Source organism: Frankia alni ACN14a (assembly GCF_000058485.1).
Lineage (GTDB): Bacteria > Actinomycetota > Actinomycetes > Frankiales > Frankiaceae > Frankia > Frankia alni.
This window is the reverse complement of the sequence record NC_008278.1, coordinates 5,788,220-5,810,407: the sequence shown is the minus strand read 5'-3', so window position 1 is coordinate 5,810,407 and position 22,188 is coordinate 5,788,220. Positions and strand designations below refer to the sequence as shown.

Below are 22,188 nucleotides of genomic sequence, written 5' to 3'. Positions count from 1 at the left end.
CTTTCGCGGTGGCGCGGCCGTTCTGAGCGGTGGGACGGTCAGCGAGTGGGGCGACGACGCCGCTGGTTGTGCCGGACGGGGGTGGCCGCGGGCCTGCGCCGGTTCGGGGCGGCCGGCTGGTCGGCGAACGGGAAGACAGCGTCCCGGGAGGTCGCGTCCCGGGTGGTTACGTCCCGGGTGGTTACGTCCTGGGAGGCTGCGGCCGGGGCTGCCGGCGGAGCCTGGAAGACGAGGCTGGCGACCTGGGTGGCCGCGATCGGGTGCGCGCTGGCCTCCGCGGCAGGCTGGGCGAAGTCCGGGATCCGGAAGGGGCGGGTCGTCGGCGGCGGAAGCTCACGCCTCGGCTGCGACCGGGCCGCCCGTTGCGCGGAGAAAGGATGGATCGATGAGGTAGCGATGGGGGTGTCTCGCTTTCGAGGACGGATCGTCGGACGACGATCGGTATTGCGACCACACCCTGGAGCCGTTGGCCGCGGCGCGAAGCCTGCGTGCCGATGGAACCTGTGGGCGGGTCGTCAGAGCCGGTACATCCGGCTGAAGGGGCTCGGGATGCGTTCCTGCCGGGAGCCGAAATCAACATCCACGGAGGTGTCTCCAGTGACCCCGATAACCCGGCCGAGCCCGTACACGTCATGCGTGACGCGGTCACCGACCGAGAACCGCTCCTGCGCGGGGACCGCCGGAACCTTGAAGGGGCTGTTGGGTAGGCGACGTCGGGGCACCGCTGACTCGGTCATCACCTCCAGTATGCACGTCCGCGCGGGGATGGCCAGTCGCCGCCCGCCCCGGGGCCGGGCTGTCGTCCATCGATGGCCGGAAAGGGGGCGTACGCACGGCTAGTCTGGGTGCTGTGGAACGCGGGCCGGCGGGGGGACGGGCCCATCCGACGCAGGACCTCGGTGCCCGGATGGTCGACCCCGTCCGCCTGGCCGCGGTCCGTGGGTGTGGCCTGCTCGGCTCCGACCCGGAGGAGCCGTTCGACCGGCTGACCAGGCTGGCCGCGATGATGCTGGACGCCCCGCTGGCGATGCTCACCGTGGTCGATGACCGCCATGCCTTCGTCAAGTCCCAGGCCGGCGCGACAACCCTGGCCGGCGCGCTGTCCCAGGCCGGCGTGCTGTCCCAGGCCGGGGTGGATCCGGTGGCCCGGACCGGCCGGTGCCGCCCGCTCGCCGCGGTGTTGTGCCCGTTGGTCATCGACGCCGCCGCGCCACTCGCCGTGTCCGACACGGCGGGGGACGCCCGCACCCGGGACAACCCGATGGCCACCACGCTCGGCGTGGCGGCGTGGGCCGGCCATCCGGTCTTCGGCCCGGACCGCCAGATCGTCGGGGTCTTCAGCATCGCGGACGACCATCCGCGTCCGTGGACCGACCGCGACCGCACGATCCTGGAGACGCTGTCCGAGGCGGCCTCCGGCGAGATCGCGCTGCGGGCGACGCTCGCGCGCGCCACCGAGCTGGCCCGCACCCTGCAGGCGAGCCTGCTGCCGCCCCGCCTGCCCGAGGTGCCCGGCCTGGACCTGTCGGCCCGGTACCGGCCGGCCGGCGACGGCTCCCAGGTGCTCGGCGACTTCTTCGACGTCTTCGACACCGGACCGGCCGGCCTGGGCGTCGTGCTCGGCGACGTCGCCGGCAAGGGCGTCGAGGCGGCCCGGGTGACCGCCCTGGCCCACTACACGATCCGGGCGGCAGCGAGCCACAGCACCAGTCCCGCCGCCATCCTCGGCCAGCTCAACACGGCCCTGCTGACGCAGCGCCCGGACAGCGAGCGCTTCCTGACCGCCGCCTATCTGGACGTCCGCAACGCACGTTCGGGCCGACGGCTCACCCTCTGCTCGGCCGGCCACACCCCCGTCCTGCTGCGCCGCGCCGACGGTGACGTGCGGCCGGTCGGCGTGCACGGCCTCGTGCTCGGGCTCTTCGACGACGCCGAGCTGGTGGACACCCCGATCCGGCTGGACCCGGGCGACATGCTCCTGCTCTACACCGACGGCGTCACCGAGGCGCGCCGCGGCCGCGAGCAGTACGGCGACGATCGACTTCGTTCCCTGGTCGGCGCCCTCGGCCCGGTCACCGCCGCACGGCTGACGGCGGCCGTCGAGGCCGAGGTTCTCGACTTCGCCGAGGGCGCACCGCACGACGACATCGCCATCCTCGCGCTCGGACTGCCGAGCGCCCCCGGCTCCCCACCCGCCCGGCCAGGGGCCAGCGTGGCTGGGCGGGTCGGCCCGGGTCCTGGCCCTGCACCGGTAGGTCCTGGTCAGGAGGGTGGCGGCTGCGGTGGAGGTAGCGCGCCCTCCTCGTGATCGAGCTCGTCCTCGAGCAGGCGCAGAGAGGCGTCGGACAGGTGACCGGTGTCCCGCCAGAGCTGCAGCTCGTCGCGTTCGGCCTCGATCATCGTGCGGCGAACCCGGCTGAACGCCTCCGTGAGGCTCGCGGTGGGGGGCCGGCCGGCGTCGGCGCGTTTCAGCGCACGCAGGCTGTCCTCACTGCGCCGCTTGCGCTCCTCGGCGACCGTGCGCAGCCGGAGGATGAGATCGTCGGGAAGCTGGCCGCGATCATGGAGGACGGCCAGGGTCCGCAGGCCGGCGTCGGCCGCCGCGACCCGGGCCCGGGCACGCTGCCGCCGGCCCTCGTCGATGTCGGGCCGCACCCCCAGCCGGTGCAGGACCGGTCCGAAGGTCAGCCCCTGCCCGACGAGCGTCACCAGCACCGCGACGTAGGCGCAGAACACCAGCAGGTCCCGATGCGGGAAGCCGGTCCCGTCGATGGACAGCGGGAGCGCGAAGACCGCGGCGAGGGAGATCACTCCCCGCATCCCGGACCAGGACAGCGCCACCAGCTCGCGGGTCGAGAGGTACGGATGGGGGGACAGCAGGCGCAGGCGCGTCAGCGGCGTCTCGGGGGCCGTCGGCGCTGCGGGCGCCGCCGGCGCTGCGGGCGTCGGCGGGGGCTCGTGGGTCGGCGCTGGCTCGTGGCTCGGCAGGATCGTGGGCAGCAGCAGCCACAGTGGCCGGACCAGCACGACCGCGCCGACCGTCACCGCCGTCGCGGCCGCGACGGTCGAGCGCGGGTAGTCACCGATCGCCGGGATGACCGCCGCGAGCTGCTGGCCGATGAGCAGGAAGACGAAGCCTTCCAGCAGGAGGTCCACGAGCCGCCACACCGCGCGCGCATGCAGCCGCGCGGGCCCGGAGAGCAGGCTGCGGGACTGGGAACCGAGGATCAGCCCGGCGGTCACCACCGCGAGGACCCCGGAGGCGTGCAGCTCCTCCGCCGGCACGTAGGCGGCGAAGGGCGTCGCCAGGGAGACGGTCGTCTCGGTCACCGGATCCTCGATGCGCCGCCGGAGCTGGCCGATCAACCAGGACACGGCGAGGCCGACGGCGAGCCCGCCGACGACTGCGAGCAGGAAACGGCCGGCGACCAACGGGACGTCGAACCGTCCGTCGACGACCGCGGCCACCGCCACCGTGTACAGGGTCAGGGCCGTCGCGTCGTTGAAGAGGCTCTCGCCCTCGATGACGGTGCGCAGCCGGTCCGGCAGGCCGACGCGGCGTCCGATCGACAGGGCCGACACCGCGTCGGGCGGCGCCAGCGCCGCCCCGAGGGCGCAGGCGGCGGCGAACGACAGGCCGGGCACCACGGCGACGAGAGCCGCCCCGATCACGACCGCGGTGACGACGACGAGCAGAACGGACAGCGACACCACCGCGCGCAGGTTCGCGCGGATCTCCACCAGGCTTGAGCTCAGGGCGGCGGAGTAGAGCAGCGGTGGAATGATCAGTGCGAGGACGAGGTCCGGTTCGAGCCGCACGGTGGGCCCGGGCAGCAGCGCGTAGACCGCGCTCGCGACGACCAGCAGCACGGGCGCCGGCAGGCCGAACCGGCGTGCCGTGAGGGCGGCCGTCACCACGAGCGCGACGCCGAGCAGCCCGAAGGCTATCTCTCCCAGCATGTGCCGCCCGCCGAGTATGCGTCGCCGCACCAGCACCTGCCGCCCCACCAGCACCTGCCGCCCACCCGGCACGTGCCGCCCCCGGTGGTACGCGACCCGCGCCGACGGACTCCGGCGGCGCGGCCGGGACCGTCAGAGATCAGGACGGCCCTCGGTCAGCCAGGCCTCGACGTCACGCGCCCGCCACAGGACAAAGTGGCCCACGGAGTGGATGGGGGAGGGGAAATCGTCACGGGCGCACAGCCCACGGGCGCGATGTGCCGAAATCGACAGCCGACGAGCGATATCGGCGGTCGTCCACAGATCGTCTACCGCCATAGCGCCATGCTATGCGACAACGGCACGCCCCGGCGCCGCCCAGGGTTGCCCTGCCCCGCCCGCGCCGGGCACCACGGACGGGCGTGCACGGCACCGCGGAGGGTCGGTACCGCTCGGCGTACGCGCCGCATGCGGGTACGCTTGCCCACGTTGCTCTTCTTGGTGTCGCCGGTCACCTTCAGGATGGCACGATCCATCGACCGGAGCGGATCCGGTCGGCGGAGATATGCGGCGCGTCGTGTGGATGCGCCGCGGCAGGAACAGTGAGGAGCGACTGTGTCAGCAGGAACCGTGAAGTGGTTCAACGCCGAAAAGGGCTTCGGTTTCATCTCGGTGGACGGTGGGGGCGGCGACGTCTTCGTCCATTTCTCCTCGATTGTGAGTGAGGGCTTCAAGTCCCTCGACGAGGGGCAGCGCGTCAGCTTCGACATCGAGCAGGGCCAGAAGGGCCTGCAGGCCGCCAAGGTCCAGGCGATCGGGTAGCCAGGCGGCTCTCACGGGCCGGTCGTCCCACGGTTCCCGGCCAGACCGGGAGCGCCTGGACGGCCCGCTCGGGCAGGCCGCGTGCCCACCGGCTCACGCGGCCCGCCGCTCGCCCCGTCCTCGCGGCGCCGGCTACCAGCTCCCGGGCCCTGACAACCAGCCACCTTGGTTCGTCAACAAGGACGACCCGCCGATGCCGAGCCATTCGGCGAACAACAGCCTGACCGCACGCAGATGATCGTCGACCGGACCTGAACCCACCAGCCACTGCCTGACCTCGGAACAACCCCGCGCGGTGGCGTGGAAGTACCGATGATTGACCTCGTCTGCCTGGGGCTGGATCTCGTGTGGCTCGATCAGACCTCGCCTCTCGAGGACCGGGAACGCGCTCAGGGTCAACTCGTCGAGTTGCTGGGTCCACAGCCGACCGATGATCCCGCGGGGAAGGAACGCCTGGCGAGCCAGCCACGGCGTGCTCGGCTGGACAGCGAGGACGGCCAGCGTGAGCCACTCGACGGCGATCAGATCACGCCCGGGGTCGAGGGTCAGCCCGGCCCTGGGTGACAATGGCAGTCGGGCGTCCTGGGCATGCAGGCCGATCGCGATACGAAGATTCTGACCCGTGTTGGCCGACGCGGAGTGCACGCTGTCGGGGCGGAAGGCCACGGCGTCGCCGAGTTCGAAGGTCGTCGTGCGCCACAGCGGCGCGAGCACCTCCGCCGGCGGCGGGTTTCCCGTGTTGACGAGGACCTCGCTGTGCATCGGATGGGCCACGGCCACCTCCGCGGGTTGATCTGCCATGCGGTGCGTTCCAACCGCAAGGGCAAGCGTGCCGTCGCCCTCGTCCGCACGAGTCAGCGGTATCCACAGGTTGAGATGCTCGTCGGGCGCGCCCGCGCCGAGCATGTACCAGCCGTCGCGATGCACGCGATCGGGGTCGCCCGGCACCATGACGAAGACTCTCGTGAACCGCCAGATCGCCGGTCGGCGTCCCCACATCGCCTCGACTGCCCTGCTGGCGATGCCCGTGGCCACCACCAGCTCCTCACAGGCGGCCGTCAATCCGTCGCGATACCGATCGAGACGCCGATCGAAGCTCGACGCGTCCCCGCACCAGGCGAACCGGTCCTTCTCGCCTTCGACGACCGCCACGTGTCCGTCCGCCACCAGTGCCTCGATCAACGGCGTTCGCAGCCTGCGCAGCACCTCCGGTTCCAACACGCCGCGGCCGACGAGGTGGCCCTCTCGGTCGTAGACCTCTGGATCCGCGCGGTCACCCGCGGAGATCTCGTAGGGCAGCGCACCAAGCGGAGTGATCATTGTGCCTTCTGGTGGCCAGCGTGCGGGTTCAGGCGGAGCGGTGCAGGGCGGCGCCGACGAAGGCGAGCTGGGCCGGGGCGACCGAGCGCCAGTAGGCCGGGGTGTGCCCGCCGGGGCCCAGGCTGTGTTCCTGCGGGCGCAGGTCCGCGACGGCCTGCCGGGAGACGGCGGCGAACGGGTCGGCGTCGCCGCAGTCGATCCGGTACGCCACCCCCGGCGCCGGCGCGGTTCCCAGGATCCGGTGCGCGGCGAAGTCGGCGGCGGAGTCAAACGCGCCGGGGGCGCTGGCGCCGTAGCTGCGCCACATCGCCGGGCTGCTCGCCGCCGCCGCGACCACGAGGTCGGGATGGCGCCGGGCCAGCAGCAGCGCGCCGTAACCGCCCATCGACCAGCCCAGCGCCGCCAGCCGGACGGTGCGCAAGCCCGCTGCGGCCAGCCGGGGCCGGATCTCGTCGAGGATCATCGCCTCCGGGTCGTCGCCGGTGGCCCGCCGGTGCCAGTAGGTCTCGCCGCCGTCCACGGTCACCAGGGCGAACGGCGCCACGCCCGCGCCGATCGCGGCCGGCAACAGGTGGTCGAGGCCCAGCAGGCCGACGGCGCGGCGCGCGTCATCACCCCGGCCGTGCAGCACGAGGCACACGGGCAGGCCACGCCCGCCGCCTGCCGGAGTGACGGTGACCATCGTGACCGGCCGCCGCCGGGCCGCACTGCTGAACGTCGTGGTGGTCACCACGGCCGGACCGATGGCCGGCTCCGACGACGCCGCGGCCGGTGACGCCACGACCGGTGATGCCGCGCCGGGTGCCGCGCTCTCGCCGCCGGCACGCGGGTCGGCGGGGGGCGGCGTCCAGCCTGCCGCGGCAGGTCCGTCCGCGGGGGAGGATCGGCCGACGGCGCCGGCGGCAAGCCCGCCGGCGGCGAACCCGACGGCGACGGCACCGGCCGCCGCGACCGGTGCCGCGATCACCAGGGCTCGCCGGCTCGGTCGCATGGCGCCGATCATGCCAGTCGGCCCGTGCGGGCCAGCCCGTGAGGCCGACGTGACCTACTCGCCGGCCCGCGCATCGTGCACGCTGTGCACGCCGAATTCAGTGCATTCTTCGTCCACTATGGGTCTCGTCACTCGGCGTCCCAGAGCCGTGTCGGTGAGGGACCGTGGTCGGGTGACCGATGATGACGACGACTGGGCCCCGCCGCCCGTGCCCTACGGTGGCGGCGATCCGGCGGTGGCCGCCGCCGAGGCGCTGGCCGAGGCCGAGGCCGCGCTGCGGGCCGGCGCCTGGCGCCCGGACCCCGACGAGATCGACGCGGCCGTGACCATCCTGCACCGGATGGATCTCGCCCGCCGAACCCCCGACGTCCCCCTGCGGCGGACTGTGCACCGCGCACTGGACGAGACGTATCCGCAGCTCACCGTCTGGCGGGCCCGCCCGCTGTACCTGTACGCGGCGGTGAAGACCGTCCAGTTGCTTGCCGCGGGGCCGCCGACCGGCGCGAACACCGTGGCCGCGCAGGCCGCCTGGGAACGTCTCGGCGAGCTGTTGGGCGACCTGACCGCGGACGTCCAGGCCGGCCCCTGACCGGGGCGCCGGCAGTCACGGGAGGTTGGCAGCTACAGGACGCCATCGACGGCAAACATCGCTAAAGGACCGATATAGGCATAGCATTCCTGGTGACTCTCGGTGGGGAGGAGATGACATGTCGCCAGGTCGGTCGGGCGTGCCGGCCGCAGCTCAGGCTCAGGTCGAGGTTCAGGCCCAGGTCGAGGCCCAGGTCGAGGTCGAGGCCCAGATCGAGCCGTCGGCGTTCGGCCAGGCCGTCCTGATCGGCATGGAGATCGACGGAGTCCAGCGGCAGATCCAGCACCTGACCGACCTGCTCCGCGAGCTGCGCCGCAGCCGCCGGGCCTGGGAGGCGGGGGCGCGAGGAGAACGCGACGTCGTCCGGGTGCTCGTCGGGATGGACGACGCCGGGTGGCGGGTGCTGCCCGACCGGCGGTGGCCCGGCACCCGCCGCGCCAACATCGACGTGCTGGTGGTCGGCCCGGGCGGCGTCTTCGTGGTGGACGTGAAGAACTGGCGCGAGGTCAGAGTCGAGCACGGCCGGTTGTGGCGGGGCGACGAGAACGCCGAGGACGAACTGCGCAAGCTGACCGATCAGACGGCGGCGGTCGAGCAGGTGCTGGCGGACGCGGGCCTGCCGCCGACCGAGGTGGTGCCCCTGCTGGTCCTCGTGGGACGGCGGGGCACCGAGCAGCTCGACCGGGTGCAGGTCACCGGCGAGCTCGATCTCACCCGTGACCTGGTGCGGCGCGGCCTGCGGCTGGAACCCGCCGTCGTGGAACGCGTGCTGGCCTGCCTGGACGAGGCGTGCCCGCCGATGCAGGACGCCGCCGTGGCCGCCTCCCCGACCGACCTGCCCCGCCGAGTGCGCCCGTCGCGAGCCACCCGCACGCCCCCGCCACCGTCCGCTGCGCCGCCACTGCCCGCCGCGCCGCCACCTTCCGCTGCGCCGCCACCTCCCGCTGCGCCGGCACTGTCCGGCGTGCCGGCACCACCGGCCGGGCGGGCACCGGAGGTGGACGGGCTGTTCAGCCGCGACGAGCTGTGGCGGGAGCTCGTCGACGCCGCGGCTCGCGAGCCGATCGAGACGTGGATGACCTGGCTGCATCCGATGCAGGCCCGGCTGGTCTGCCGCCGCTCGTCCGGGCCGGCGCGCATCCGCGGCGCGGCGGGCACCGGCAAGACCGTCGTCGCGCTGCACCGGGCCAAGTACCTGGCCGCCCGCGGCGACCGGGTGCTGGTCACCTCGTTGGTCCGCACCCTCGGGCCGGTGAACCGGGCGTTGCTGGCCCGGATGGCCCCGGAGCACGTCAACCGGATCGAGTTCACCTCGGTCGACGCGCTCGCCGTTCGCCATCTCGAACAGCGGGGCGCGCGCACCCGCTACCAGCGGGGGATCGCCGAGAACTGCTTCTGGCTGGCGTGGGGGCGCGTCGGGCTTGCGTCGGTCCTGGGCCGTTGCGGGGTGGAACCGGGATACTGGCGCGACGAGATCGCCACCGTCATCAAGGGCCGGGGCCTGACCGGTTTCGAGCAGTACGCCGAGCTTGCCCGGGTCGGGCGCAGCATGCCGCTGCAGCCGACGCACCGGCGCGCCGTCTGGGAGCTGTACGAGCACTACGAGCGGCTGCGGACGGCCCGCGGGGTCCTCGACCGCGGCGACGTGCTGCTGCTGGCCCGCGACCTGGCGAGGGAGCACGCCGGCGACGAGTTCGACGCCGTCATCGTCGACGAGGTGCAGGACCTGACCTGCGTCGGCCTGCAGTTCCTGCACGCCCTCGTCGGTGACCGGCAGGACGGCCTGCTGGTCGTCGGGGACGGGCAGCAGTCGGTCTACCCCGGCGGGTTCACGCTGGCGGAGGCCGGCGTGTCCGTCGTCGGGCGGTCCACCGTGCTCGCCCGCAACTACCGCAACCGCGAGGCGATTCTGCGCTACGCCCAGCAGGTCGTCGCCGGCGACAGCTTCGACGACCTCGACGTCGCCGGTGAACGCGGCCGGCGTCACGTCGAGATCGACCGTCCCGGCGGCGAGGTCGACGAGGTCGCCGTCACCGGCCAGGCCGAGCAGGTGTCGGCGCTGCGCGCGGATCTGGTCGACGCCCACGACGGCCGCGGGGTCCGCTACGGCGACATGGCCCTGCTCACCTCGACCAACGACGCGGTCGCCAGCTGGCAGCGCCTCCTGACCCGGGCCGGCATCCCGGCGGTGTCGCTGCTCGAGTACGACGGGACGACGTCCAACGCGGTCAAGGTGGGCACTTATCACCGGGCCAAGGGCCTGGACTTCGCCCGCGTGTACATCCCGGACCGCAACCGCTTCCCGCGCCCGCGGCGCGCGACCGAGTCGGACGACGCCTACCGCGAACGCGCCGTGCTGGAACGCCGCCAGCTCTACGTCGCCCTCACGCGGGCCCGCGACAGCCTCTGGGTCGGCCTGCGGGAGCCGGTTGGTGCTGGCACGAGTGTGGGCGCCGGCGGGGGCAGCCCGCCACGTTGACGACAAATCGTCGCGCACATAGCGTGTGAGCGGCGTCACCTGTCGGAGCGGATGGGAGGTCGGTCGGGTGCGGGACCGCGTGGCGATCGTGACGGGTGGCGGGGGCGGCATCGGCGCGGAGGTGTCGGTGGAGCTCGCCCGGCGCGGCGCCATCGTCGTCGTGCTGGACAGCGGCGACGGCCTGCGCGGCGAGCCGCTGGGGGAGCGCAGCGCCGAGCGGACCGTGCGGCGCATCGAGGCTGCGGGCGGCCGGGCCGTCGCCGCGCCGATCTCCGTCACGGACGCCGACGCCGTGCGCGGGCTCGTGGCGGAGACCGTCGCCCGGTTCGGCTCGTTGGACGTCGTGGTCAACGCGGCCGGGATCGTGCGCTTCCCCCGCATCGGCGACGCCGCCGCCGAGGTCGCCGCGGACGACTGGGCGGCGCTGCTCGGCGTGCACCTCGGCGGGTATCTCACCCTGCTCGCCGCCGCGCTGCCGCGGATGACGGCCGCCGGGTACGGCCGGATCGTCGGCGTCACCTCCGGCGTCGGGCTGGCGCGAACCTCGGTCGACGGCCCGGCCTACGGCAGCGCCAAGCGGGCCGTCGCCGCCCTGACCTGGCAGCTCGGCCCGGTCCTGCCCGCGGGGGTCGCGGTGAACGCGCTGTCGCCCATCGCCGCGACCCGGATGGTGACCGAGGGTCTCGTCGCCGCCGGCGCCGATCCGCGCGGCCTCGACCTGTCCGCGATGCCGCAGCCGGAGCACATGGCCCCCGCCGCCGCCCGGCTGGCGAGCGAGGAGTTCGGCTGGTGCCGCGGGCGGGTGCTGTTCTCCGCCGGTTCCGAGCTGTCCCTGATCGCGCCGCCGCGGCTGGTCGAGGCGGTGGCGACGGGCGGTGCGGGCGCTGCCGCCGCCCTGGGCGCGCTCGCGCGCCCGGTGCTGGCGCCGGCCCACGCGCAGCAGCGCTCGACCGGCGGCTCGAACCCGCGCTCCGCACCCCTCGCCGCCGTACCCCCCGGTTCGGCGGGGCCGAGCGGTTCCGCGGAACCGGGCGTGCGGGCGTGCCTCGTCGTGGGCGATGATCGCGCGCTCGCCGACCAGCTCGCCGCCGCACTCGCCCCGTGGGGCTACACCACCGCCGCGGCGCCGGTCGGCGTCACCGGGACCGACGACGCGGCCACCGGCTTCGCCGCCGCCGAGCAGGGCCTGGGCCGGGCCGCGGCGACCACCGCCGCCGGGCTCGGCGCCGTGGTGGTCATCCACGGCGCCGACGCGACCAGCCCCGGCGGGGAATCGGGCGGGGACTGGCGTGCGATCCTCGCCAGCCACGCGGGGACGGCGGCGACGATCCTCGGGCATGCCGCGTGGTCCCGCGCCGCCGCGCGGCACGTGGCGGCGACCGGACGGGCGCTGCGCGTCGTGCACGTCGTGCCCGCGCTGAGCCCCGGCGGCCGCAGCGCCGCCCAGGCCGTCACCCAGCTCGCCCGCTCCGTCAACGACACCCCGATCATCCCGACCGCGTCCAACCCCGGGCTGCTGGAGTTCGCGGTCAGCGCGGAGAGCCCACACCCGGCCGACCGCGTCGGGCTCGTCGAGCTGGTGGCGAGCCTCGTCGCTGCGCCGGACACGGCGGCGCTGGCCGGCGCCGAACTCGTCGTCCGGCCCGGCTGGCTGGGCCTGCGCGCACACCCGGCGCCGGCCGTCACCGCGTCGCTGGCCGGGGCCGAGCTCGGCCCCTGGACCGACGACGTGCTACGCGACGCCCTCGCACCGTTCGGCTGATCGCCCCGTGCACCGTTCGGCTGATCGGCCCCGTGCACCGTTCGGCTGATCGGCTCCGTCCCCGGGAGGCTGCTGTGGAACATCCGCAACGGGTCGTCGACGCCCACGTCCACCACTGGGATCCGGCGCGCACCGACTGGTACCCGTTCCTCGCCGCCGCCGACACCTCGCTCGCCGCCGTCGGCATGCCCGATGCCGACCGAATGCGCCGCCCGTTCGACCAGCCGACGTACCTCGCCGAGGCGGGCCACTGGAACGTCGAGGCGTACGTGCACGTCACCGCCGCGCCCGAGCACTTCGTGGGCGAGACCGCCGAGATCGCCCGCCTCGCCAAGGCCACCGGCCAGCCGCAGGCGATCATCGGCGGGGTCGACGGCCGGGACGGCGCGGCCGGGATCGTGGCGCAGCTCGACGCCCAGGCGGGCGCCCCGGGTTTTCGCGGCGTGCGCGCCAGCGCCGGTCTCGACCTCGACACGGACACCGGGCACACCCTGCTCGGCGCGCTCCAGGACCGCGGCCTGGTCTACGACCTCGTCGTCCATCCGGACGGGATGCGGGCGGCCGCCGCGGCGCTCGCCGCGTTCCCGGACCTCACCGTCGTCGTCGAGCACGCCGGCTGGCCGCTGGCGGAGGACCTGGAGCACGCCGCGGCGTGGCGCGACGGCCTGGCCCGCCTGGCCGCGCTCGGCCCGCGAGTGCACCTGAAGCTGTCCGGGCTGGCGATGACGCTGCATCGCATCGACGCCGCGTCGTTCCGGCCGTGGGTCGCGCACAGCCTGGAGGTCTTCGGTACGGCCCGCTGCTTCTTCGCGTCGAACTTCCCCGTCGACGGCATGTTCGGCAGCTACGACGACCTGTACGGGACGTACGCGCAGCTCGTCGACGAGCTCGCCGCCCCGGCCCGCGACGGCCTGTTCGCCGCCAACGCCGCCCGGGTCTACCGCTGCTGAGCGGAAGAGGCGGAGGGACGGTCGGCGAGCAGGTAGGTCGTGGCCGTGGCGGCGGCGGTGACGGTGAGGACGGAGGGCCAGGCTCCGAGCTTCTTCGCGAGCGGGTGGGCCGCCCCGAACGCCGCCGTGTACGTGCCGAGCAGCACGCCCGTCAGCACGGGACCGCGCGAGCGCAGCCAGCTGCGCCCGCAGACCGTGCCGGCGACGGCGAGGACGACGCCGGCGAGTTCCCGGCGCCCGCTGAGACGGGCGGCCGAATAGCCTCCGACGAGACCGGTCGCGACGACGGGTGCAGTGGGTACCGATGCCATACCGGGAACGCTACGCCGCCGCCGGGCACCCGCCGGGGGCCCAAGGTCGTGCCCGCCCGGGACCGGCGGCCCTGCCGCGGCGGCCCCCCAGCGGAAACCGCTGGCCGCGGGCGTCCCCGCCAGCCCGTCGCCGACGAGGTTCCCGACGCGCCCGGCGAACCGTGTTGACGTTCATCACGCCGGGGTGAGCGCCGACCCGTCCCCCGCCCGGGGGCGCCGGTCAGGTGGAGAGGCGGTCGGTGGTGGTCGAGGTCGCCGCGGACGAGGTCAGCGTGCGCGGGCCGAGGAGCTTGGCCATCAGGTGGTCGGCGACCGTCTCCGCCGGGTAGCGCGCCGGGTTGTCGGCGGACACGCAGGTCGGCAGGCACTCGACGACCGCGTCGTGGTTGCCCTCGTGGAAGAAGGCAATCGAGCGGCGCAGCGCCGGCCCACGCTCGGCGGCGGGAGGCGGCACTACCCGGTGCAGCGTCGAACGCCACCGGTCGTTCGTCCACCGGGCGAGCAGGTCGCCGATGTTGACGATGAACGCCCCCGGCTCCGGCCGCACCCCGTGCCATGCCCCGTCCGGGCCGAGGATCTCCAGGCCCGGCACGTCGTCGGCGAGCAGGATCGTGCAGGCCCCGTAGTCCGTGTGGGCGCCCATCCGCAGCTGGCCCGGCGCCGCGTCCGGCGAGCCCGGCTGGCGCAGGTACCGGTTGGCCCGCATGACGTTCGGCGCCCGCCCGGTGCGTCCGGCGAAGTAGTCCTCGGGCAGGTCCAGCGCCTGGGCGAACGCGGACATCAGCGTGGCGGCCAGCCGGGCGAGCGCGTCGAAGTACGCGACGTACACCGCCCGCATCCGCTCCGGGCGCGCCGGCCACAGGTTCGGCGCGAACATCCGGTGCGCCTCGGCCTCGTAGTAGGCGTCCCCCGCCGGCCAGGCGTCGACGCCGATGTTGAACGCCTCGAACATGTCCGGCAGCGCCGTCTCGGCGCCGAGGCTGTAGGCGAGCGCCTCGCTGCCGAACGGCGCGTAGCCCCGGTTGACCTCCGGCCCCGGCGGCAGCAGCCGCGCCTTCTCCTCGACGGGCAGCTCGAAAAACTCCGAGGTGACGGCCAACGTGTCGGCGATCAGCCCCGCCGGCACCCCGTGCCCGACGATCTGCGCGAACCCCACCGTCCGACACACCTCGTCCAGCCGCCGCGCCACCGCCCGCCGCTCGGCCGCCCGCTCACCACCATCGGCCCCGCCGTTGTCTCCGGCGTTGGCCCCGGCGTCGGTCCCAGCACCGGTCCACGCACCGGTCCACGCACCGGTCCACGCCGAGATGTCGACGACCGGCACAATTCCCTCGCCCACGCCGACGGTCGGCCGGACTCCGGGGGCCGGTTCCGCGGCTGATGTCGGCCTGGCGGCCCTGCTCGGCTCCGCATCGTCCGCGCCCTGGATCGGCATCGGCATCCCTCGACTCATCACCCGGCGTCCTCGACGTCGAGCACGTTAGGCCCCCCCCATTACGTCCACATGTCTCCGACCACGAGCATCAGCCGCGCAAGAGCACCCCCGCCGGCATGGCGCGGTTCGCCGGAACCCCGTGCTCACGGGCGCGGTTCCGCGGTTCCGCGGAACCGCGGAACGTCGTGATCGTCAGGTTGAGGCCCGGATCGCCTTGTAGCCGCGACCCGGCAGAGCGGGCGGCGGCGAGGAGCTCACGGCCTGATCATCGCAGCTCATTCAGGGACCTTCCGCCACGGCGCGGGTTCGATCGGCGTGGGACGGGCCGGGACGGGGTCCCGGTCCCGTCCGCGGTGGCGCCGCGGCCGGGACCGGGGGTGGGATGCGGGCGGGGGCGGGGCGCCCGCGTGGGGGTCAGCGGCCGAGCGGCTCGGCGATCGACTGGCCGGCGGCACCGAGGGCGGCGTCGAGGGCGGCGTGCCGGTGGTGCAGGCCGGGCTCGTTGCGGCCGAACACCAGCTCGGGGCGCACGCCGGTCGCCATGGTCCGCTGGATGTCGCTGGCCAGGACGTAGTCCTCGTCGCGGACGGTGGCGTGGGCGTACTCGAAGATCTCGTCCGCCGCCTTCCGGTTCCCCTCGTCGCTGAGGTCCATCGGGGTGGCGTTCTGGTGGAAGGTCACCGAGTGACCCGGTCCGGTGCCGGGGTAGACCCGGAACACCTCGCCGTTGGCCACGGTGCACGACAGGACGATGTTCGGGAACAACGCGTAGATCACCACGAAGTTGTGCAGCGGCTCCCAGCTCTCCTCCGGCTGGTCGGCGATATCGCCGATGTGGCGCATCGGGAACACCAGCCGGTGGTGCGGGCCGTAGGAGTCGAACAGCGCGCAGTTGCTCCGGGTGAACAGGGCGAACGTGTCCTTGTGCACGGTCGCGAAATGATAGTTCTCCGCGAACGTGTCCAGCGCGAGCTTCCAGTTGATCGGGAAATCGAGGGTCTTCTCGCCGATCGGTGCCCAGTTGCCGATGTTCCAGGACTCGAGCTCCGGGCCCAGATCGCCGAGGTGGGCGCCGATGTCGAGCGGCCCGGCGTCCGGGCGCAGGCCCACCCACAGGAAACCGGAATGCTCGGCGGCGGGCAGCTCGGTGAGGCGGACGCCGCCCGCCATCGTGGCGGGGAAGCCCTCCCGGCCGGGACCACCGGTGAAGCAGCCGCGGTTGTCGTACGTCCACGCGTGGTACGGGCAGACGAACCGCTCGGCCTCGCCGCAGCCCTGCGCGACCGGCGCCTGACGATGGGCGCACACATTCTGAAAGGCCCGGACAATGCCGTCCGACCCGCGGGTCAACAGCACGGGAACGTCCATGACGGTCTTCGTGCAGTAGCTTCCCGGGTTCGGCAGCTCGGACCGGTAGCCGACGAGCTGCGGCGAGTTCAGGACGAGTTCCCGCTCCTGGTCGAAGCGTTCCCGTTCCGTGTACACGGCCGCCGGTTGACGCCGCTCCTCGGGCGTCATGTCCGTTGTCTTGTCGGTGACGATTTTGAGCGCCCGTCGAGTCAGGTCGATGAGCTCGTTGCGGTCTATCGGATGCCTCCCTGATGCGGCGGACATGCCTTGGAGAACCCGCCGTACCGGCGGCCCAAGATCATATGTCCCGGTCGGAGGAAATCGTATGTGGCCGTCTTCAATGGCCGATGCTCCGGGATGAGTCGTCATTCCGACAGCAGTGGAGGTGTCGCAGGCCGTGATGAGGCGGAGATGGTGGCTGGACGTGACGCCGCCATTTGTCGTCGAGATGTTGCGGAGAGTCGTCATCGGATCGGTGTGCGGCGGACCTGCGTAACCCGGCCGAGCTCGGGCAGGGCTGCCAGGAGGGTCCGCGGACGGAGAGCAGCCCGCGGGCCGGGAGCGGCCCACGGACGAGACCAGGCCGCGGACGACGAGCAGGCGGAGAGCACCCGAGAACGGCTGAGAGAGGAACACGCTGATGACGAAGGATCTCGCTGGCACCCGGATCGCGTTCCTGACGGCGCCCGAGGGCGTCGAGCAGGTGGAGTTGACGGAGCCCTGGGAGGCCGTCCGGGAGGCCGGGGGCGAGCCGGTCCTCGTGTCGACCGCACCCGGGAAGATCCAGGCGTTCCGCCACCTCGACCGGGGCGACCGCTTCGACGTCGACGAAACGGTCGACCAGGCCGACCCCGCCGCCTTCGACGCCCTGGTCCTGCCCGGCGGCGTCGCGAACCCGGACTTCCTGCGCACGCATCGCGACGCCGTCCGGTTCACCCGGGCCTTCTTCGACGCCGGCCGGCCGGTCGCGGTGATCTGCCACGGCCCGTGGACGCTCATCGACGCCGAGGTCGTGCGCGGGCGGCGGATCACGAGCTGGCCGAGCGTGCGCACCGACCTCGTCAACGCCGGCGCCCACTGGGTCGACGAGGAGGTCGTCATCGACGCCACGGACGCGAACATGCTGATCAGCAGCCGACGCCCGGATGATCTGAAGGCCTTCTGCGCGGCGATCGTGGACCACGTCCGCCCCGCCGACCAGCAGAACACCCGCCCGGCCGGAGCCGGCCTGTCCGACGCCGAGGCCGCGCGCGAGGTCGCCGGGCAGACGTCCGCCGACCGCCGCGCCGCCGACGTGTTCGCCCGCGAGTCGGGCGGCGCCGCCGGCGACACCGAGGCCGCCCGCGCCCCCGCCGACGAGCTGCGCTGACGCCGCGATCAGCCTGGCGCACGGCCGGTCGGCCACCGCGGCCGGTCGAGGGCCGCTGCCAGTCGGGCGCGGCGGCCAGGAGGCTGGGAAAAGCGTCGCGGTGCGCGGGCGTTGCATTGTCGCCAGGCCGCTGGACGGTGACATCCGCGTCGGTATGGTGAGGGTAGGTGTGGTGACGCCGGAGCGCGCTAATCCGGGTGCGACGAGTACTGAAGGGCAGCATCGCTATGCACGACGGCGGCGGTTCCGTTCCGCCGTTCTCCGACGTGATGGCGGTGCTGCGGCGGCGCACGGCCGCGGTGCACACCCGGCTGGAAAACGCACTCGAGCTGCTGTCACCTGACCTTTCGGTCAGTCGTTATCGTGACGTCCTGATGCGGATGTACGGCTTTTACGAGGCGCTGGAGCCGCGGCTCGACGACATGCTGACCGGCGCCGGCTCGCCGCTGCCCGACTGGCCGTCGCGGCGAAAGGTGCCGCTGCTGCGCCATGATCTGCGGTTGCTCGGCGTCGACGAGGCGGCCCTCGCCGCGCTGCCTCGCCCCCGGGTGCCGGCGGTCGACGGCGTCGCGGCGGCGATGGGCGTGCTGTACGTGTTCGAGGGGGCCACGCTGGGCGGCCGGTTCATCGTCCGCCACGTCGTGACGACGGCGGTGCCGCCGGGGGCGACGGCGTTCTTCGGCTCCTACGGCGACGAGGTCGGCCGGCGCTGGAGCCAGGTCCGCCACGCGATCCGCGCCGCGACGGCCGGCGAGGCGGCGCGGGTGGAGGCCTGCACCGGCGTTGCGGCGGCCCTGTTCGGCGCCCTCGAGGCGGAATTCGCCCGGTGAGCGGCGCCGGCGAGTTCCCGGAGATGCCGCCGCCGGAGCCCGTGGATCTGACGAACTGCGACCGCGAGCCCATCCACATCCCGGGCAGCGTGCAGCCCCACGGCGTGCTGCTCGCCGTCCGCGCGGACGACGACCTCACCGTGGTGCAGGTCTCCGCCAACATCGCCGAGACCCTCGGCCGCGAGGCCGCGGCCACGATCGGCCGGCCGCTGCGCGAGCTCGTCGGCGACGCGGCGGCGAAGGCCGTGCGGGACGTCGTGCGGACCGCGTTCGACCTGCGTGGGGCAGGCCCGGTCGACCTCGTCGTCGGCGACGGTCACGACCTGCGCCGCTACGACGCCCTGCTGCACCGGGTGGGCGAGCAGGTCGTCATCGAGCTGCAGGCCGCCCGCAGCACCCGGCCGCTGTCCTATTCCGGCACCTATGCGCGGACCCGGCAGTCCGTGCTGCGGCTGAGCAGCTCCAGTTCGCTCACCGAGCTCTACGACGTGGTGGTCGAGGAGGTCCGGCGGCTGACCGGGTTCGACCGGGTGATGGTCTACCGGTTCGACGCCGCCTGGAACGGCGAGGTCGTCGCGGAGGCGAAACTCGACCGCCTGAACAGCTTTCACGGGCTGCACTATCCGGCCACGGACATTCCGGCGCAGGCCCGCGCCCTCTACGAACGGTCGTGGCTGCGGCTGATCCCGGACGTGGACTACCGGCCGGTTCCGCTCGTCCCGGCGGTGAACATCGTCACCGGTGGGCCGCTCGACCTGAGCGACGCCTGGCTGCGCAGCGTCTCGCCCATCCACATCGAATACCTCCAGAACATGGGCGTCACCGCGTCCATGTCCATCTCGCTGCTGCGTGACGGCCGGTTGTGGGGGCTCATCGCCTGCCATCACTATTCCGGCCGGCACGAGCCCGGCTACGAGATCTGCGCCGCCGCCGAGTTCCTCGGCCACCTGTTCTCGCTGCGGCTGGTCAGCCGCGAGAACGAGCAGACCCTGGAGTCGACGCTGGCAACCCGCGAGGCGCTCGACCAGATCCTCGTCGAGGCGCAGAGCGGCGGCGCCCTGCTGGTCGACGTCCTGACCTCGGGCGGGCCGAACCTTGCCGACCTGATCGACTGCGGCGGCGTCTCCGTCGCGATCGACGGCGAGTACCGCACGTTCGGCGCCGTCCCGCCGCGCGAGGCGCAGCGAGCGGCGTTCGACGCCCTGGGCACCGAGGGCGCCATCCTCGCCTGCGACGCGCTGCCCCGCGATGCCCCCCACATGGCCGAACACCGCGACGTGGCCTGCGGCATCCTCGCCTTCCGGCTCTCCGGGGACGAGGGTGTCGCCTGGTTCCGGCCGGAGACCGTCCGCACCGTCGACTGGGGCGGCGACCCGCGCAACAAGGAGCTCAACGCCCGGGAGGCCGCCGGGGTGCGGCTCAGCCCGCGCCGGTCGTTCGACCGCTGGCGCGAGGTCGTCCGCGACCGCGCCCGTCCCTGGTCGGCCCACGACCTCGCGATCGCCGCCGAGCTGCGCCAGCACCTGCTGCGGCTGGTCTACCCGGGGGCTCGGCGCGGCGCCGACCTCGCCCGGCTGATGCAGGAGAGCCTGCTGCCCGAGCGCCTCCCGCCGATTCCCGGCTTCGAGATCGAGGCGTGGTACGACCCGGCGGCGGCCGGGCGGGTCGGCGGCGACTGGTACGACGCCGTCCCGATGCCCGACGGGCGGGTGGCCCTCATCGTCGGCGACGTCGCCGGCCACGGCGTCGCCGCCGCCGGCACGATGGCGCAGCTGCGCAACGCCCTGCGTGCCTACGTCGTCGACGTCGACCCCGCCGACCCGCGGCCCGCCCGCAGCGTCCTCGACCGCCTCGACCGGCTCGCCGCCGCCCTGCTGCCGGAGGCGATCGCCACGGTCGCCGTCGCCGTCACCGACCCGGTGACCGGGCTCGCGCAGATCGCCTCGTCCGGTCACCCGCCGCCGGTGCTCCTGTCGGCCGTGGGGGAGCCGGTCGTCGTCGAGGTCGAGATCGCCCCGCCGGTGGGCGCCGCGATCCCCGGCCTGGCGGCCACGAGGCCTCCGGCGACGGCCGGCGAGGCCGTCGATGCTCCTGGCGGGTGGACGGCGCGGGTGCGTCTCGCGCCCGGGGACGCGCTGGCCCTGTTCAGCGACGGACTCACCGAGCGGCGCACCGAGGCCCCCGACGTCGGCATCGAGCGGCTGCGCGCCCAGGCCGACGGCGCGGCGGCCGCCCACCCGGACCTGCGCGGCCTGGGCGACTCGCTGTTCCGGACCTGCCGCGACCCGGACAACGACGACGACGCCACCCTGCTCCTGCTCCGCCGCCGCCCGCCCCACCAGCCCTGACGCCGGCCGCGAGAGCTACCAACGCCTCCATCCGGGCGCCGTCGTCCCCGCCACCTGAAAGGATTGGCGGCGGCAGGATCGTGCCGGCGACCCGGTCGCCGCGGAGGTGACGACAGCGTGCATGCGCGCGTGCGCCGCTCTTCCGCGACCCGGGCCCGGCACCCGACGGAGGGGAGCATTCGATGGTCGACTTCAAGGGCGCGCTCGGCAAGCTCGGCGACCTGGCGGAAGAGCACGACGACAAGATCGACGCCGCCGTCGCCAAGCTTGGCGACGTGGTCGACGACCGCACCGACCACAAGCACACCGACCACATCGACCGCGCCGTCCGCGAGATCCAGGACCGCACCTGACCTCGCCCCGCCGCCCCCACCCCGGGGGCGGCGGGCACCCGGCCCACCGATCGTCAACAATCGGTCGCCGGTCACCCCCCGCCATGATCGACGCAACGGCGGGTGACGCAGGTTCCGTTGCTCGTCCGCCGAGCCGGGTAGGAACACGCTGTGAGGTGAGGAGGAGCCGCCATGTCCGCCGCCGCTGCCGACGCCGTCCGCGCGGCCTTCGCCGCCTACCGGGCCCAGGATCGCGAGCAGGCCGCCCGCCTGCTCGCCCCCGAGTTCACCTTCACCAGCCCGCAGGACGACCATCTCGACCGCGACGCCTTCCTGGAGCGGTGCTTTCCGACGGCGGACAGGTTCGTCTCCCAGGAGATCCTGGCGCTCGTCGAGGCGAACGAGGGCGGTGTGTTCCTGCTCTACGAGTACGAGCTGCGCACCGGTGAACGGTTCCGCAATACCGAGTTCAGCACGGTGCGCGCCGGCCAGCTCGTGTGCACGGAGGTCTTCTTCGGTGGCCGGGTCGGCTGAGGGCGTGCTCGACCAGGACGACGGCGGGGGGCACGGTCGAATGGACGTCACGGGGAGCGTGCAGGTCGACCCGCAGGACGGTGTGGCGGGCGGGTCCTGCCCGTTCACCGTCGAGCAGCCCACGATGACGCAGCGGTGGGCGGAGCTGACGTTCGTGCACTGGGCGTTCGAGCCGGCGGTGGTGTCGCGGCTGGTGCCCGCCCACCTGCGGGTCGAGGTCCTCGACGGTGCCGCCTGGGTGGGCCTGGTGCCGTTTCGGATGCGGGTCGCGACCGCGGGCGGCCGGGGGCTCGGGCCGGTGACGACGTTCTGCGAGACGAACGTGCGGACCTACGTCGTCGATGCCGCGGGCCGGCGCGGGGTGTGGTTCCTGTCGCTGGACGCCGCGCGGCTCGGTGCCGTCGTCGTCGCGCGCACGCGGTTCCGGCTGCCGTACTTCTGGTCGTCGATGGCGCTGACCCGGGTCGGTGACGAGATCACCTACCGCTGCCGCCGGCGGGCCCCGCGGCCGGTGGCGGCGGAGAGCCGGGTGCGGGTGCGCGTCGGCGCGCCGCTGGCCGCCGCCGATCTCGGCCCGCGCGAGCACTCCCTGACCGCCCGCTGGCGGCTGTTCAGCGCCGCCGGTGGGCGGTGCCGGCACGCCCAGGTCTGGCACGAGCCGTGGCCGCTACACCGCGCCGACCTGCTCGACGTCGACGATCACCTGCTCACCGCGGCCGGGCTGCCGCCTCCGATCGGCGACCCGCTCGTGCACTACTCGCCGGGCGTCGACGTCCGGATCGGCGCACAGCGACCGTAATGTTGGTTCCGCGCCCACCGTCCGCCGG

At 73.8% G+C, this 22,188-nt stretch carries 20 protein-coding genes; 12 read left to right on the top strand and 8 right to left on the bottom strand.

Annotated elements, in window-relative coordinates; translation table 11 throughout:
- Window positions 1-515 precede the first annotated feature (515 nt).
- A complete protein-coding gene (locus tag FRAAL_RS23335) occupies window positions 516-737 on the bottom strand; it encodes a hypothetical protein (protein WP_041940919.1) in 222 nt (73 codons plus the stop codon).
- 113 nt (window positions 738-850) lie between these two features.
- On the opposite strand from FRAAL_RS23335, the gene FRAAL_RS23330 reads away from it, so the two are divergent.
- Window positions 851-2,308 carry a PP2C family protein-serine/threonine phosphatase gene (locus FRAAL_RS23330; protein WP_011606437.1) on the top strand — a complete coding sequence of 486 codons (1,458 nt, stop codon included), beginning with the start codon at window positions 851-853 and terminating at the stop codon, window positions 2,306-2,308.
- Here FRAAL_RS23330 and FRAAL_RS23325 read toward each other — a convergent pair.
- Window positions 2,263-4,014: a cation:proton antiporter gene (locus FRAAL_RS23325; protein ID WP_231861227.1), complete on the bottom strand. Its 1,752-nt coding sequence runs from the start codon at window positions 4,012-4,014 to the stop codon at window positions 2,263-2,265. The two genes, FRAAL_RS23330 and FRAAL_RS23325, sit on opposite strands and share 46 nt — an antisense overlap.
- 78 nt (window positions 4,015-4,092) lie before the next feature.
- Window positions 4,093-4,278, bottom strand: a complete 186-nt coding sequence (locus tag FRAAL_RS33595; protein ID WP_011606435.1) for a helix-turn-helix transcriptional regulator — start codon at window positions 4,276-4,278, stop codon at window positions 4,093-4,095.
- A 276-nt stretch (window positions 4,279-4,554) separates the two neighbouring features.
- On the opposite strand from FRAAL_RS33595, the gene FRAAL_RS23320 reads away from it, so the two are divergent.
- Complete coding sequence (locus FRAAL_RS23320) at window positions 4,555-4,761, top strand: cold-shock protein (RefSeq protein ID WP_041939680.1); 207 nt, start codon at window positions 4,555-4,557, stop codon at window positions 4,759-4,761.
- Between the two features lie 132 nt (window positions 4,762-4,893).
- Here the strand turns inward: FRAAL_RS23320 and FRAAL_RS23315 are convergent, their stop codons facing one another.
- Complete coding sequence (locus tag FRAAL_RS23315; RefSeq protein ID WP_011606432.1) at window positions 4,894-6,081, bottom strand: phytanoyl-CoA dioxygenase family protein; 1,188 nt, start codon at window positions 6,079-6,081, stop codon at window positions 4,894-4,896.
- A gap of 28 nt (window positions 6,082-6,109) precedes the next feature.
- On the bottom strand, window positions 6,110-7,072 hold the full coding sequence (locus FRAAL_RS23310) for an alpha/beta hydrolase-fold protein (protein ID WP_041940917.1): 963 nt from the start codon (window positions 7,070-7,072) through the stop codon (window positions 6,110-6,112).
- 172 nt (window positions 7,073-7,244) lie between these two features.
- On the opposite strand from FRAAL_RS23310, the gene FRAAL_RS23305 reads away from it, so the two are divergent.
- From FRAAL_RS23305 to FRAAL_RS23290, 4 genes are all read left to right on the top strand, one after another.
- The gene (locus tag FRAAL_RS23305; protein WP_041939679.1) at window positions 7,245-7,661 is read left to right on the top strand and encodes a hypothetical protein; all 417 of its coding nucleotides are present in this window, start codon (window positions 7,245-7,247) and stop codon (window positions 7,659-7,661) included.
- A 118-nt stretch (window positions 7,662-7,779) separates the two neighbouring features.
- Window positions 7,780-10,140 (top strand): NERD domain-containing protein, encoded by a 2,361-nt coding sequence (locus FRAAL_RS23300; protein ID WP_157892197.1) that lies wholly within the window; start codon window positions 7,780-7,782, stop codon window positions 10,138-10,140.
- Between the two features lie 67 nt (window positions 10,141-10,207).
- Window positions 10,208-11,902, top strand: a complete 1,695-nt coding sequence (locus tag FRAAL_RS23295) for an SDR family NAD(P)-dependent oxidoreductase (protein WP_157734291.1) — start codon at window positions 10,208-10,210, stop codon at window positions 11,900-11,902.
- A gap of 74 nt (window positions 11,903-11,976) precedes the next feature.
- On the top strand, window positions 11,977-12,852 hold the full coding sequence (locus tag FRAAL_RS23290; RefSeq protein ID WP_011606427.1) for an amidohydrolase family protein: 876 nt from the start codon (window positions 11,977-11,979) through the stop codon (window positions 12,850-12,852).
- Here FRAAL_RS23290 and FRAAL_RS23285 read toward each other — a convergent pair.
- From FRAAL_RS23285 to FRAAL_RS23275, 3 genes are all read right to left on the bottom strand, one after another.
- The gene (locus FRAAL_RS23285) at window positions 12,840-13,163 is read right to left on the bottom strand and encodes a hypothetical protein (RefSeq protein ID WP_011606426.1); all 324 of its coding nucleotides are present in this window, start codon (window positions 13,161-13,163) and stop codon (window positions 12,840-12,842) included. The two genes, FRAAL_RS23290 and FRAAL_RS23285, sit on opposite strands and share 13 nt — an antisense overlap.
- A gap of 220 nt (window positions 13,164-13,383) precedes the next feature.
- On the bottom strand, window positions 13,384-14,502 hold the full coding sequence (locus FRAAL_RS23280) for an isopenicillin N synthase family dioxygenase (RefSeq protein ID WP_011606425.1): 1,119 nt from the start codon (window positions 14,500-14,502) through the stop codon (window positions 13,384-13,386).
- 510 nt (window positions 14,503-15,012) lie between these two features.
- Window positions 15,013-16,212: an aromatic ring-hydroxylating oxygenase subunit alpha gene (locus tag FRAAL_RS23275; RefSeq protein ID WP_011606424.1), complete on the bottom strand. Its 1,200-nt coding sequence runs from the start codon at window positions 16,210-16,212 to the stop codon at window positions 15,013-15,015.
- A gap of 376 nt (window positions 16,213-16,588) precedes the next feature.
- On the opposite strand from FRAAL_RS23275, the gene FRAAL_RS23270 reads away from it, so the two are divergent.
- The 6 genes from FRAAL_RS23270 (at window position 16,589) to FRAAL_RS23250 (ending at window position 22,160) form a co-directional block, all read left to right on the top strand.
- On the top strand, window positions 16,589-17,317 hold the full coding sequence (locus FRAAL_RS23270) for a type 1 glutamine amidotransferase domain-containing protein (RefSeq protein ID WP_011606423.1): 729 nt from the start codon (window positions 16,589-16,591) through the stop codon (window positions 17,315-17,317).
- 197 nt (window positions 17,318-17,514) lie between these two features.
- A complete protein-coding gene (locus FRAAL_RS23265) occupies window positions 17,515-18,147 on the top strand; it encodes a biliverdin-producing heme oxygenase (RefSeq protein WP_011606422.1) in 633 nt (210 codons plus the stop codon).
- Complete coding sequence (locus FRAAL_RS23260; protein WP_011606421.1) at window positions 18,144-20,495, top strand: SpoIIE family protein phosphatase; 2,352 nt, start codon at window positions 18,144-18,146, stop codon at window positions 20,493-20,495. Before FRAAL_RS23265 ends, FRAAL_RS23260 begins: the two co-directional genes overlap by 4 nt.
- Window positions 20,496-20,677: 182 nt before the next feature.
- A complete protein-coding gene (locus FRAAL_RS32040; RefSeq protein ID WP_011606420.1) occupies window positions 20,678-20,848 on the top strand; it encodes an antitoxin in 171 nt (56 codons plus the stop codon).
- A gap of 171 nt (window positions 20,849-21,019) precedes the next feature.
- Window positions 21,020-21,361, top strand: a complete 342-nt coding sequence (locus FRAAL_RS23255) for a DUF4440 domain-containing protein (protein ID WP_011606419.1) — start codon at window positions 21,020-21,022, stop codon at window positions 21,359-21,361.
- Window positions 21,345-22,160, top strand: coding sequence for a YqjF family protein (locus FRAAL_RS23250; RefSeq protein ID WP_231861218.1), 816 nt, complete (start codon window positions 21,345-21,347; stop codon window positions 22,158-22,160). Before FRAAL_RS23255 ends, FRAAL_RS23250 begins: the two co-directional genes overlap by 17 nt.
- Window positions 22,161-22,188 lie beyond the last annotated feature (28 nt).